Source organism: Bradyrhizobium quebecense (genome assembly GCF_013373795.3).
Taxonomy (GTDB): domain Bacteria; phylum Pseudomonadota; class Alphaproteobacteria; order Rhizobiales; family Xanthobacteraceae; genus Bradyrhizobium; species Bradyrhizobium quebecense.
In genome coordinates this window covers 2,685,889-2,699,068 of the sequence record NZ_CP088022.1, presented here as the reverse complement: position 1 = coordinate 2,699,068, position 13,180 = coordinate 2,685,889, and the positions used below count along the sequence as shown (strand labels likewise).

Annotated in this window: 13 protein-coding genes and 1 tRNA gene; 11 read left to right on the top strand and 3 right to left on the bottom strand. The window is 64.7% G+C overall.

The features are described 5' to 3' along the window. Positions 1–16: 16 nt before the first annotated feature. Positions 17–937 (top strand): alpha/beta fold hydrolase, encoded by a 921-nt coding sequence (locus HU230_RS12940; protein ID WP_176531329.1) that lies wholly within the window; start codon positions 17–19, stop codon positions 935–937. Positions 938–966: 29 nt separating this feature from the next. Here the strand turns inward: HU230_RS12940 and HU230_RS12935 are convergent. Further along, positions 967–1,056: transfer RNA gene (locus tag HU230_RS12935), tRNA-Ser, on the bottom strand. A gap of 247 nt (positions 1,057–1,303) precedes the next feature. Here HU230_RS12935 and HU230_RS12930 point away from each other — a divergent pair. Continuing rightward, positions 1,304–1,735, top strand: a complete 432-nt coding sequence (locus HU230_RS12930; RefSeq protein ID WP_176531330.1) for an arsenate-mycothiol transferase ArsC — start codon at positions 1,304–1,306, stop codon at positions 1,733–1,735. Here HU230_RS12930 and HU230_RS12925 read toward each other — a convergent pair. After that, positions 1,728–2,099 (bottom strand): NUDIX domain-containing protein, encoded by a 372-nt coding sequence (locus HU230_RS12925; protein WP_234633869.1) that lies wholly within the window; start codon positions 2,097–2,099, stop codon positions 1,728–1,730. The genes HU230_RS12930 and HU230_RS12925 overlap by 8 nt on opposite strands. Before the next feature lie 920 nt (positions 2,100–3,019). On the opposite strand from HU230_RS12925, the gene HU230_RS12920 reads away from it, so the two are divergent. Further along, entirely contained in the window at positions 3,020–3,952 is a 933-nt protein-coding gene (locus HU230_RS12920) for a septal ring lytic transglycosylase RlpA family protein (protein ID WP_176531332.1), read from the top strand. A 33-nt stretch (positions 3,953–3,985) separates the two neighbouring features. Here HU230_RS12920 and HU230_RS12915 read toward each other — a convergent pair whose 3' ends face one another. Beyond that, the gene (locus tag HU230_RS12915; protein WP_176531333.1) at positions 3,986–4,921 is read right to left on the bottom strand and encodes an alpha/beta fold hydrolase; all 936 of its coding nucleotides are present in this window, start codon (positions 4,919–4,921) and stop codon (positions 3,986–3,988) included. 267 nt (positions 4,922–5,188) lie between these two features. Here HU230_RS12915 and HU230_RS12910 point away from each other — a divergent pair, with 267 nt between their 5' ends. The 8 genes from HU230_RS12910 to HU230_RS12875 all read left to right on the top strand — a co-directional run bounded on the left by HU230_RS12910 (position 5,189) and on the right by HU230_RS12875 (position 13,178). After that, positions 5,189–6,343, top strand: coding sequence for a D-alanyl-D-alanine carboxypeptidase family protein (locus HU230_RS12910; protein ID WP_420840885.1), 1,155 nt, complete (start codon positions 5,189–5,191; stop codon positions 6,341–6,343). A gap of 1 nt (position 6,344) precedes the next feature. Beyond that, the gene (tmk, locus tag HU230_RS12905; RefSeq protein ID WP_176531335.1) at positions 6,345–7,031 is read left to right on the top strand and encodes a dTMP kinase; all 687 of its coding nucleotides are present in this window, start codon (positions 6,345–6,347) and stop codon (positions 7,029–7,031) included. Continuing rightward, positions 7,028–8,068: a DNA polymerase III subunit delta' gene (locus HU230_RS12900; protein WP_176531336.1), complete on the top strand. Its 1,041-nt coding sequence runs from the start codon at positions 7,028–7,030 to the stop codon at positions 8,066–8,068. The genes tmk and HU230_RS12900 overlap by 4 nt, the downstream gene beginning before the upstream one ends. 120 nt (positions 8,069–8,188) lie before the next feature. Further along, a complete protein-coding gene (gene metG, locus HU230_RS12895; protein ID WP_176531337.1) occupies positions 8,189–10,210 on the top strand; it encodes a methionine--tRNA ligase in 2,022 nt (673 codons plus the stop codon). A 14-nt stretch (positions 10,211–10,224) separates the two neighbouring features. Continuing rightward, a complete protein-coding gene (locus HU230_RS12890; RefSeq protein WP_176535041.1) occupies positions 10,225–11,016 on the top strand; it encodes a TatD family hydrolase in 792 nt (263 codons plus the stop codon). Next, positions 11,013–11,819 (top strand): MBL fold metallo-hydrolase, encoded by an 807-nt coding sequence (locus HU230_RS12885; protein ID WP_176531338.1) that lies wholly within the window; start codon positions 11,013–11,015, stop codon positions 11,817–11,819. Before HU230_RS12890 ends, HU230_RS12885 begins: the two co-directional genes overlap by 4 nt. 152 nt (positions 11,820–11,971) lie before the next feature. Then, on the top strand, positions 11,972–12,730 hold the full coding sequence (locus tag HU230_RS12880; protein ID WP_176531339.1) for a nitroreductase family protein: 759 nt from the start codon (positions 11,972–11,974) through the stop codon (positions 12,728–12,730). Continuing rightward, entirely contained in the window at positions 12,711–13,178 is a 468-nt protein-coding gene (locus tag HU230_RS12875) for a MarR family winged helix-turn-helix transcriptional regulator (RefSeq protein ID WP_176531340.1), read from the top strand. The genes HU230_RS12880 and HU230_RS12875 overlap by 20 nt, the downstream gene beginning before the upstream one ends. Positions 13,179–13,180: the final 2 nt, after the last annotated feature.

The window sequence follows — 13,180 nt, the reverse complement described above, 5'->3', positions numbered from 1 at the left end:
CATTCGAGGCCGAGCCATGATCCAGTCCGACGCCACCTTCCACGGCACCTTTCCGTTCACGCCGCATTTCAGCACGGCGCCAGGTTTCCGGATGCATTATGTCGACGAGGGCCCGCGAGACGGCGAGGTGGTGCTCTGCCTTCATGGCGAACCGACCTGGGGCTATCTGTTTCGTCATCTGGTGCCAGCCCTCAGCGCCACGCAGCGCGTGGTCGTTCCGGATCACATGGGGTTCGGCAAGAGCGCGACGCCGGCGCAGCGCAGCTATTGGCTGCAGGACCATGTCGACAATCTCGAAGCGCTGGTCCTTGCGCTCGATCTCACCGACATCACGCTGGTCATACATGACTTCGGCGGCCCCGTCGGCATGGGGTTCGCGGTCCGGCATCCGGATCGCATCCGCCGCATCATCTCGGCCAACGGGCCGACGCCGTTCGGGCAGAGCGATCTGTTCGAGCGCGTCACCGCCAATGCGCTAGCTTCGCCGTGGTTTCAATGGATCGCAAAGGCCGAGGCGAACGGCGAACTCGAGCCGGTTCTCGGCCAACTCGGTTTCAACATCCTGAGCACGCTCAAGCTCAACGGCTTCGAGAACAACGCCGTCATCACCGACACCTGGCTCGCCGCCTACGGCGCCCCCTTCGCACGCCCGGCCGACTGTCTCGGTGCGATCGGATGGGCCAGGGGCTTTGCGACCGGTGCGCACAGGTTCGACGCGCCGGATCCCGCCGCCGATCGCGCGATCCGCAGCAGGCCGGCGCTCGCCATCTGGGGCGAGGCGGACCGCACCCTGCACGCAGAGCATTTCCTGCCGCTGTTTTCCGCGATCTTCCCGGCGGCACCGGTCAAGCGTCTTGCCGGCGTCGGGCATTATTGTCTTGAGGATGCCCCGGAGGAAATCGGCGGCCTGATCGCGGAGTTCATCCGGCAGACCTGACTGCGACGGCTGGGCACATCGAGGGCAGGTGGCGGAAGGGGTGGGATTCGAACCCACGGTACCCTTGCGGGCACGCCGGTTTTCAAGACCGGTGCCTTAAACCACTCGGCCACCCTTCCGGATCATTCGGATCAGGCCCTTAGCGTAGGGCGACGCCGAACGCAACGCGAACTTGGCGAGAACACCGGAGCGAAATGGGCCGTTAGCTCGGTCCACCAGCAACCAACCGACTGAATTTGAGCGCGAGGACAACCCGGCCTTCAGCCGATGCTACGGCGCCGAGGCCGCAGCAATTGGCCGCGGGTCATCGTCGCATGCACGCACCACGGTTGACCGCGACCACCGCCGTTGGCCATCATGATGCCCATGAAGCGCGTTCTCTTCCTTTGCACCGGCAACTACTACCGCAGTCGATACGCAGAGGAGCTGTTCAATCATCTTGCGCGCGGCGAAAACCTGCCGTGGCGCGCATTCTCCAGAGGCGCCGCCGAACGGGGCTCGCCCGACAATGTCGGCGCCATGTCGGTGTTTGCCGATGACCGGCTTCGCACCAACGGCATCGTTCCGGAGGGCGCAACGCGCTATCCGCAGCCATGTTCATTGGCTGACTTCGACGGCGTGGACCTGGTGATCGCGCTCAAGGAGGCCGAGCATCGTCCGCTGATCGAGCGGCGGTTCCCCAAGGTCGCCGACAAGGTGACCTACTGGCATGTGCACGATATCGATGTTGTCCATCCCGCGGATGCGCTGCCGATGATCGACGAGCTCGTCCGCGAGCTGGTTTCATCGCTCAGGTAACTGGTTCTCGCTTCAGGAAGATCGCGAGCGCATATTCCGCCGGGCGTGCAAGCCTGCCGCTGATGCGTTCGAGGTCGTCGACGGCGACGATCTCGAGGCGGCCTTCAGTGACCCTCAACCGGTCGATCGGCACGTCCCGCGCAAGGAACACCTCGCCGTGAAGGGTGCCGCCTGGCGTCGAATGATCCGGTCCGAAATAACGGCCGATCAGCTCGAAACGCTCGGGCGGCAGGTAGTAGCCAATTTCCTCGTGGATTTCGCGCACCATGCATTCCAGGAAAGTCTCGGTGCCTTCCCGCCGCCCGCCAAACAGGCTGATCTTGCCGGGGTCGGAAACGTGAGGAAGGTCGTCGCGCAGTTGCATCAGCAACCGGCCATCCGTGCTGACCAGCAGCGCAGACGTTCCCTTTCTTACTCCGCCCGTCATTCGCGAATCCTCTCGCTGGGAACGTGGAGGATGCGTCAGGACCGGGTCTGGGAGAAGACGGCGGATCTGCCGTGCAGATGATGGCAGCCGAGCACTTGCCTGGGTTGGTATCGCCAGCACTCCAAGGCTGAAGCCGGGGTTCGGGCGGCGAGAAATGAGGTGAGGGTAGCCGAAGCCTGTCGCATGGGCGTTGATGGCGCCAAGGACATCTCGTGTTCAGCCGAAAGCGAAGGCCAGCAGGCTCGAGCACAGCAGCACAAGGCTTGCTGCGGTCAGGGTCAGAAATCCGTCGGAGACCAAATCGTGATTACGCATGACACACCTGCCTTCAATCGATGCTCATCCGAATTGATTAAAGCTTTCCGAACATTCTCTCCTGGAAAGAGGTGACGCGTCTTTCCGCCTTCAACGGACTGTCAGGCCCGGTACCGATAGCCTTCCACGGCGTGCGCCAAGAAGATCGCCGCACTCACCAGGCCCATTACCGCTGTAACCGTCTCGATCATCGCAAACTTCCTTTGCGCCCCACGCGGAAGAGAAAACGATTGCAGCCTTGCACAGTCAAAAAGATTCAATTGTTGGAATTGAAGATGCCCCCGACTGATGATTTGCTGCAACAGTGTGTCTGATAGCGGGACAGGCGAGGGCATTCTGCGCGGAGGGAGGTCCGTAGAAGGACGGAGGAAGCGCAACAGACCATTCACCAAGGCGCCACCGCCCGACGGCTCTCCCCATTTCCGCCGTGTTCCGGTTGCGATATCTTCACCATCCGGTGCGGAGGTGGGCCGCACAGTGACAGAATCGATCCCGACGCCTCGGAGTAGGCGCGGGTCCGGGCAGAATGGTACTTGGGGCAAATGGGGATTAGACGGCCAGATTCGATGATCCGGACGGCGCGCGGCGCCGTTGCGGTGGCCACGTGCCTCATCGTCGCCAATTGTGCCTCGTCGAACCAGTTCGCCAGCCGGGTCGATCCCAAATACGGCGTGTCCTCGAGCCCGCGTGTGGTGGCGCTCGGCGACCCCGTGCCGAAGGGCGGCGGCACCTACCGCATCGGCAAACCCTATGTCGTCGCCGGCCGCACCTATGTGCCGGAAGAGAACGAGAACTACCGCGCCGAGGGCCTGGCGTCCTGGTATGGCGATGATTTTCACGGCCGGCTGACCGCCAATGGCGAGGTGTTCGACATGGGCTCGCTCACGGCCGCCCATCCGACCTTGCCGATGCCGAGCTACGCGCGCGTCACCAATCTGAGCAACGGCCGATCGCTCGTCGTTCGCGTCAACGACCGCGGCCCGTACCACGGCAATCGCCTCATCGACGTCTCGAACAAGGCCGCCGAACTGCTTGATTTCAAAGGCAATGGCGTCGCGCGCGTCCGCGTCGAATATGTCGGCCGGGCGCCGCTCGAAGGCTCCGACGACCGTCAGCTGATGGCGACCCTGCGCACCGGTACGCCGGCGCCGTCCCCGTCGATGGTCCGGGTCGCCTCGGCCCGGCCGTTCGTGCCGGAGATGTCGTCCTCGTCGGGCCGAGTCCGGGGCGATGTCCCGCTGCCCGAAGGGCGGCCCTACAGCCTCGGCAACACCCAGTCCGACTACGCCTCGGTCAGCGCCACCTCGGAAATGTCGGCCTCGAGCCGGTTGCACCGCCGCGTGCCGAACAATCCGCGCGAGGTCTCCTACGAGGGTGACGCGCGCTACGCCGCGGCCCCGAGCCCGGCGGCGGCCTATGTGCCGATCGACGCGCGTGGACCGGCCGAAGTGCTGAGCGGGCGCGGCCTCTACTGAATCAAGCCGTTGCGAATCAAGCTTTTGGCCTGATCATTTCAGAAATGTGATCAGCGCCGCGTTGACCTCGGCCGGGCGCTCCTGCTGGATCCAGTGGCCGGCGCCCTCGATGATCAGCTTCTGCCGCAGGTTCGGCAGCACGCGTTCCATGTCCGCGACCCGCTTGGCACCGATCAGCCCGGTAATCACCGAATCGTTCGAGCCGGCGATGAACAGCGACGGCTGATGGATCTGCGCATCTTGCCAGGGCGCGGTCAGCTCCCAATTGCGGTCGAGATTGCGGTACCAGTTCAGGCCGCCGCGGAAGCCGGACTGCCGGTAGCCCTCGGCGAATTCGGCGATGTCGGCCTCGGTCAGCCAGGCCGGCAGCGGCATTCCGGCCGGCAGCTTGCCGAGGAAACCCTTGGCTTCGTCGACGAACATCGAGCTTGGATCGGAGACGCCGCGCCCGAGCACCAGTCGCATGGTGTGGGCGATGTCGCGCTCGAATTCGGCCTCCGCCACGCCGGGCGGCTGGAAGTATTGCCAATAGAAGTTGGTGATGCCGCCCTCGCGCAGGGTTTCCAGTGGACGGCCGCGGCCACGGAACGGCGGCGGCACGCTGAGGCCTGCGACCTTGCTGAAGATATCAGGGCGGAACAGGGCCGCGTGCCAGGCAACCGGCGCGCCCCAATCGTGACCGACGATCATCGCCTTCCGCTCGCCGAGCGCGGCCACCAGTGCGACCATGTCGCCCACAGTATCGAAGATCGTGTAGGCGCCGACATCGGCCGGCGCGGTGGTCCGGCCGAAGCCGCGCATGTCAGGGGCTGCGACCCGGAAGCCTGCCGCGGCGAGGGCTGCGATCTGGTGCCGCCATGAGTAGGACAGCTCCGGCCAGCCGTGGCAGAGCACGACCAGTGGGCCTTGCCCGGCCTCACGCACGAACATGTCGATGCCGTTGGCGGAAATGGTGCGGGAGGATGACATTCGCGTTTCCGCCTTGTTTGCCGGTTCTGTTGTCGTTAGCTGGTTCCAAGGATACGGGCGTTCAGCGCTGCCGGCAATCCAGCCGGCCGTGCACAAGCGGCGAAACCTCAGTTGTTTGCGATACTTCCAGCTGTTAGAACGCAGTCTTTCAGGACATCGCCGATGGCAGCCCAGATCGCAATTCCCCGCACGTTGTTCGCTCGCGCCGGGCGTTCTTGGCGTGGCCTGGTCGCGGCCGTGGTGGTGTTGGCGATCGGCTGCGGCGGGATGGTTTATGCCGCCAATAACAGCGTCCAGGGCGCCAAGAAGGAAGATGGCGGGTTCGACGGCGATGCGCCGACCGCGATCCTGGTCGAGGCCTCCTCGGGCAGCGTGCTGTTCGAGAAGAATGCCGACGAGCTGCGCGCGCCCTCCAGCATGATGAAGCTGATGACCGCCGAAGTGGTGTTCGACGCCATCAAGAAGGGCGACATCAAGCTGACCGACGAGTACCGGATTAGCGAGAACGCCTGGCGGCGGGGCGGGGCGCCGTCCGGGACCTCGACGATGTTCGCGGCGATCAACAGCAAGGTCTCGGTCGACGACCTCCTGCACGGTGCGATCATCCCGAGCGGCAACGACGCCTGCATCGCGCTGGCCGAGGGCATCGCCGGCAACGAGCATACGTTTGCGACCGATTTCATGACCAAGCGCGCCCGCGAGCTCGGCATGACGAAGTCGACCTTCGGCAACTCCAACGGACTGCCGGATCCGTCCAACAAGATGACGGTGCGGGAACTCGCGATTCTGGCGCGCCACCTCATCCTGACTTACCCGGACCGGTACAAGCTGTTCGGCGAGAAGGAATTCACCTGGAACAAGATCCGCCAGCAGAACCGCAATCCGCTGCTCAACGCTTTGCCCGGCGCCGACGGCCTGAAGACGGGCTACACCAAGGAAGGCGGCTACGGCATGGTCGGCTCCGCCGTGCAGAACGACACGCGGCTGATCGTCGTGGTCAATGGCCTCGAGGATTCAGACGACCGCGCGACCGAAGCCAAGAAGATGCTGGAATGGGGGTTTCGCAGCTTCGAGACCCGGGTCCTGATCGCGGCCAACCAGCCGGTCGGCTACGCCCGGGTGTTCGGCGGCGAGAGCCGCTCGGTCAAGCTGGTCAGCCCAGATCCGATTAAGGTGATGGTGTCCAAGAACGGCAACGACAAGCTGCTCGCCCGTGTCATCTATAGCGGCCCGGTCAAGGCGCCGATCGCCGCCGGCCAGCAGATCGGCGTCGTCCGGGTCTGGCGCGGCGGCAATGTCGCGATGGAGACTCCGGTGTTTGCAGCGGATGCGGTCGGCACGGGATCGACGATGCGCCGCGCGCTCGACGGCGCCCAGGAGCTTGTGATCGGAATGTTCCGCGCAGGGGTCGAGAAGCTCTGACATGGCGGAAGCAGCAGTCCAACGGCCGAGCTTGCGCGGTCGCTTCATCACCTTTGAAGGAGGCGAGGGATCGGGGAAATCGACCCAGATCCGCAAGCTCGCCGAACGGCTCGATGTCGCCAAGCTGCGCGCGATCGTGACCCGTGAGCCCGGCGGCTCGCCGGGGGCGGAGATCATCCGTCACCTCGTGCTGTCTGGGATGGGCAAGCTGCTCGGGCCGGAAGCCGAGACGCTGCTGTTTGCCGCCGCGCGTGACGACCATGTCCGCACCGTGATCCTGCCGGCGCTCAACCAGGGCATCTGGGTGCTGTGCGACCGCTTCTTCGATTCCACGCGCGCCTATCAAGGCCAGCTCGGGCAGGTATCGCCCGGCCTGGTCAATGCCATGCAGCGCGTCACCATCGGCGATCTCAAACCTGATCTCACCTTCATCCTCGATGTGCCGGTCGAGGTCGGTCTGCAACGCGCCGCCCTGCGCCGCGGCAATGCCACGGCGGATCGCTTCGAAGCCGAGGGCATCAAGTTCCATCAGGATTTGCGTGATGCCTACCGCCGGATCGCGGCTGACGATCCACAGCGCTGCGTGCTGATCGACGCGACGGCCGATCCGGACACGGTCGCGGCGCGGATCTGGGCCGCGCTGCGCGAGCATCTGCGCGCAACGCTCACGGCAGACAGTCCCGCATGAGCGCACGCAAGGTCGAACAGGAGAACCCCGCCCGCCACCCGCGCGAAACCCCCGATCTGTTCGGGCATCGCGAGGCGGAGACCGCACTGCTCGATGCCTATCGCAGCGGACGAATTCCGCATGCCTGGCTGATCGGCGGCGCGCAGGGCATCGGCAAGGCAACGCTGGCCTACCGCATGGCGCGGTTCGTGCTGGCGTTCCGCAATCCGAAGTCGTCTCAGGTTCAGGCGGCGCCGACGCTGCGCGTCGATCCGTCCGATCCGGTGGCGCGCCAGATCACGGCGGGCGCCCATGGCGGGCTGCTGGTGCTGGAGCGCGGCCTCAACGACCGCGGCGTGATGCGCACCGTGATCACGGTCGACGAGACCCGCGAGACGATCTCGTTCTTCGGCTCGACCGCCGCGGTCGACGGCTGGCGCGTCTGCATCGTCGACACGGTCGATGAACTCAACCCCAATGCTGCGAACGCACTCTTGAAAATCCTCGAGGAGCCGCCGCAGCGGTCGCTGTTCCTGCTGGTCAGCCACGCGCCGTCACGGGTGCTGCCGACCATCCTGTCCCGCTGCCGCAAATTGCTGCTGCGGCCGCTGGAGACGAGCGATGTGGTGCGCGCGGCCGCGGCCGCAACCGACATCGAGGCCGACGATCCAGCGCTGGCGGAAGCTGCCGCAGCATCCGAGGGCAGTGTCGGGCGGGCGCTATCGCTGCTCGGCGGCGATGCGCTCAAGCTACAGCAGCGCACGGCCGCTCTGCTCGCAACGCTTCCGAGCGTCGATCCGCGCGAACTGCACGCGCTGGGCGATGCGCTCGGCACCAGCGACCGCGTGGCGCTCGCCGCTTTCATCGACGGCATCGATCGCTGGATGAGCGAGCGCATGCGAACCGGTGACGCCAATGCCAATCTGCCGCGCCTTGCACGGCTGGCGGAGGTATGGGAAAAGATCGTCCGCGCCGCGCGCGATACCGAAGCCTACAATCTGGAGCGCAAGCCGCTGGTTTTCTCGGTGTTTTCGATGCTCGCGGACGCGACCCGATAGACGCCAAGTCTGAAAACAATCAGTCTGACAACGCACCCGTCCGAAAACACACTCGTCCGAAAACACATCTGTCCGACAACACTCCCGACAATCCCGTTTCGATCTGCAAAGGATTCCGTGGTGGCGACTGCTAAGAAGAAATCGTCGAAGAAGGCCAAGAAGACGAAGAAGGCATCGCCCGCCCGCGCGACCAGGAAAGCCACGGCGAAGTCGCGCGCTGCCAAGACCAAGACCAAGACCAAGACCAAGACCAAGACCAAGACCAAGACCAAGACCAAGAAGGCTGGGCGCGTCACCAAAAAGACGAAGAAAGCCACCAAGGCCAAGACAGGTGCCAAGAAGCCGGCGGCAAAGAAGGTCGCCAAAAAGGCCGTCAAGAAGGCTGCGAAGAAGACCGCCAAGAACGCTGCCACGAAGCCCTCCAAGACTCCGCCGAAGAAGGCCGCCGCGGCGGTCGCGGCTCCGGCTGCAAGGAAGCCCGCTGCGCCGAAAGCTCCAGCGGCCGAGAAGGCCCCGAAGGCGGCAACAGTCCGCGCGCCCAAGCAACCCAAACCCGCAGCGACGGCTGCTGCGCGCGCGTCCGTCTCGGCACCTGCCGCGGACCGCGGCAACGTCTACTACATCACGACCGCGATCGCATATCCGAACGGTCAGCCGCATATCGGCCACGCCTATGAGGCGATCGCGACCGATGCGCTGGCGCGCTTCCAGCGGCTCGACGGCAAGGATGTGTTCTTCCTGACCGGCACCGACGAGCACGGACAGAAGATGATCCAGACGGCGCAGGGCGAGGGGATGACGCCGTACGATCTCGCCACCCGCAACGCTGCGCGCTTCAAGGAGATGGACGAGCGGCTCAACGTCTCGTTCGACCGCTTCATCCGCACGTCCGAACCTGCCCACCACAAATCGGTGCAGGAAATCTGGCGCCGCATGCAGGACAATGGCGACATCTATATCGACGCCTATGCCGGATGGTACTCGGTACGCGACGAGGCCTATTACGCCGAGGATGAGACCACGGTCGGCGAGGACAATGTCCGCCGCGGCCCGCAGGGCACGCCAGTCGAATGGGTCGAGGAGAAGAGCTACTTCTTCAAGCTGTCGGCCTACCAGGACAAGCTCTTGCACCTCTATGAGAGCCAACCCGATTTCATCGGCCCGGATTCGCGCCGTAACGAGGTGATGAGCTTCGTGCGGGGCGGGCTGAAGGATCTCTCGATCTCGCGCACCACCTTCGACTGGGGCGTCAAGGTCCCCAACGATCCCGAGCACGTGATGTATGTCTGGGTCGACGCACTGACCAATTACATCACCGGCGTCGGCTATCCGGACGAGAGCGACGAGCGCTGGCGCTACTGGCCGGCCGACGTGCACATCATCGGCAAGGACATCATCCGCTTCCACGCGGTGTACTGGCCGGCCTTCCTGATGTCGGCCGGCATCCCGTTGCAGAGGCGCGTCTATGCGCACGGATTCCTGTTCAACAGGGGCGAGAAGATGTCGAAGTCGGTCGGCAACGTGGTCGATCCCTTCAATCTGGCGAACCAATACGGCGTCGACCAGGTGCGCTACTTCTTCCTGCGCGAAGTGCCGTTCGGCCAGGACGGCAATTACAACCACGAGGCCATCGTCGCGCGCATCAATGCCGACCTCGCCAATGATTTCGGCAATCTCGCCCAGCGTTCGCTGTCGATGATCGCCAAACAACTCGGCGGCGTGCTGCCGGAGCCCGGCGAGTTCAGCGACAACGACAAGGCGATCCTGGCGCAGGCCGACGCCATGCTGGAGACGTCGCGGACCGCGATGGCGACGCAGCAGATCCATCAATGGCTCAACACGGTCTGGGCCGTGGTCGCTGAAGCCAACCGCTACTTTGCCGGCGAGGCGCCGTGGGCCTTGGCGAAGACCGATACGGCGCGCCAGAAGACGGTGCTGTATGTCACCGCCGAAGTGGTGCGCCAGATCGCGATCATGGCGCAGGCCGTGATGCCGGAATCCTGCGGCAAGATGCTCGACAGCCTCGGCATATCAGCGGATGCGCGCAGCTTTGCCACCATCGCCGAGCGGATCAAGCCGGGCACGGTTCTGCCGGCGCCGGTCGGCGTGTTCCCGCGCTACGTGGAACCGAAGACCGAGTGAGTGGTTCGAAATTCATGCTGGTCGACAGTCACTGCCATCTGGACTTTCCTGATTTCGCCGACGATCTCGACGGGATCGTTCGACGCGCCGAAGCGGCCGGCATCGGCCGCATGGTCACGATCTCGACCCGGGTGAGGCGGCTCGGCGGCTTGCTCGCGATCACCGAGCGCTTTCCTGACGTCTACTGTTCGGTCGGCACGCATCCGCATCATGCCGACGAAGAGGACGGCATCCCGGCCAGCGAACTGATCGAGCTGACCAAGCACCCGAAAGTCGTGGCGCTCGGCGAGGCGGGGCTCGACTATTTCTATGAGCATGGTTCGCGCGAGGCGCAGGAGCGCGGCTTTCGCGTGCATATCGCTGCTGCGCGCGAAACCGGCTTGCCGCTTGTCATTCATACCCGGGAAGCCGACGAGGATTGCGGCCGCATCCTGGAGGATGAGGTCGCGAAGGGACCGTTCAAGGCCGTCCTGCACTGCTACACCGGTGGCCGCGAGCTGGCGATGAAGGCGATCGCGCTCGGGCTGTCGATCTCGTTCACGGGCATCCTGACGTTCAAGAAGTCGGACACCCTGCGCGCGCTGGCCGCCGAGTTGCCGGGTGACCGCATCATGGTCGAGACCGACGCGCCGTATCTTGCGCCCGGAAAATTCCGCGGCAAGCGCAACGAGCCGTCCTTCGTCGTCGAGGTCGCCAAGGTGCTCGCCGAAACCCGCGGTGTCTCCTTGGAGGAGATCTCGCGGCAGACCACCGAAAACTTCTTCCGGCTGTTCTCCAAGGTGCCGGCGCCGAAGGTTGCTGCATGACGCTGACACTGACCATTCTGGGCTGCGGCTCATCCGCCGGCGTGCCGCGTCCGGCGCTCGGCTGGGGCGCCTGCGATCCGAACAATCCCAGGAATCGCCGCCGCCGCTGCTCGATCATGGCGGAGCGCACCATGGAGCACGGCACCACGCGGGTTGTGATCGATACGTCGCCGGATTTGCGCGAGCAGCTGATCGACGGCGATGTCGAGCATATCGACGCGGTGTTCCTGACGCACGAGCACGCCGACCAGACCCACGGCATCGACGATCTGCGCTCGGTGGTGCTGCACCAGCGCCGCCGCATCCCGGTCTACTTCAACCAGTCGACCGCCAAGGACATCATGGCGCGGTTCTCCTATTGCTTCATCTCGCCGGAAGGCAGCGACTATCCGCCGATCCTGACCCGGCATTCGATCGAGGCCGGCGAGAGCCACACCGTCCAGGGGAAGGGCGGTCCGCTGAAGCTCGAGGCCTTCCTGGTGCAACATGGCCGGATTCCTGCGCTCGGCTACCGCGTCGGCGACGCCGCCTACACGCCCGATCTGCACGACATTCCCGAGGAGAGCTGGCCGGCACTGGAAGGTCTCGATCTCTGGATCGTCGACGGCCTGCGCTATGCACCGCATCCCAGCCATTTCAGCGTCGCCGACGCATTGTCATGGATCGAGCGCTTCAAGCCGAAGCGCGCGGTCATCACCAACATGCACTCCGACCTCGACTACGAGGTGCTGCGGCAGAGCCTGCCGGCCGGCGTGATCCCGGCCTATGACGGCATGCGACTGACGCTCGATCGGACGGGCTGAAAACTCAATAGTCCTGAGCTGGCCGGACCTGGCGCGCCTACCGCGGACGCGCGGTTCCGCACGTCAGGGTGATCGACCGACACTGCAGTCGGCCATTGACCTTTTGCACATTGTCGATATCGTTATGATCATAACGATATCGGGAGGCCTCAATGGCGGAAGCTTTGGCAGTGCGGGACTACTCCGATCGCACGCGATACGACGCGCTGATGGATGTCGTGAAGAACCGCCTGACGACCCGGGCCTTCGATTCCAGCTACGCGATGCCGTCAGAACACTACGACATGATCCTGGAGGCCGCGCGGCACGCGCCTTCGGGCGCGAATGCCCAGCCATGGCACTTCATTGCCGTTACCGACCAGGATCTGAAGAACAGGATCACGGAATACTTCCGCGAGGAGCAGGTCGCACGCGCCCGGCTCAAGATGAAGTTTCCGACGCCCGATTATCGCGGCCTCGCGTCGGCGCCTGGCTTCATCGTCGTCGCCAGCGACTTCCGCTGGGTCAAGGCGTTTCCCGTGCTCAACGACGGCTCCGAGCTCGACAAGATGTACAAGGAGAATGCCGAACGCATCCTGCTGCAGAGCGTGGCGGCGGCGACGATGTCGGCGCATCTGGCGGCGGCGGCGCTCGGCTACAACGTCTGGTGGGTGACCGCGATCGGGCAGGAGAAGGCCCAGCAAGCGATGAAGCCGCTGCTCGGCATCCCCGACGAATTGTCCGTGCTCGACATCATGTGCTTCGGCCCGCCGGCCAAGCCGCCGTACAAGCGCTGGAAGAAGAGCCTTGCCGACATCAGCAACTGGAACAGGTTCGATGATCAGCACTACATGACCGAAGCCCAGATCGACGAATGGGTGTCGACCACGCGCCACAAGGTGATGTACCGCGATGCCGAGAACGTCGACTAAAGCGGACGCGCCGGTTCGGCGGGGCGCGTCGGACTACCGGCTGGAGGACCAGGTCGGCTTCCTGCTGCGCCGGGCCTATCAACGCGCCTCGTCGAACCTGGTCGAGCGGATCGGGTCTTACGACCTGACGGCGCCGCAATACGCGACGCTGGCCCGGCTCTACGAGCGCGGGGCGCTGTCGCAGAACCTGCTCGGCCGGCTGGTCGCGATGGAGCCGGCCAATATCCGCGACGTGGTGCTGCGGCTGAAGAAGCGCCGCCTGGTCACGACCCGGCGCGACCCGACCGACAAGCGGCTGATCCTGATCGACCTGACCGCGGCCGGTGTTGCGCTGGTCGAGCAGTTGATCCCGATCGAGATCGAGTGCACTGCGACCACGCTGGCGCCGCTCAAGGCCAGCCAAAAAGCGGTGCTCTACGAGCTGCTCGGCCGCCTTGCCGAGGACTGAGC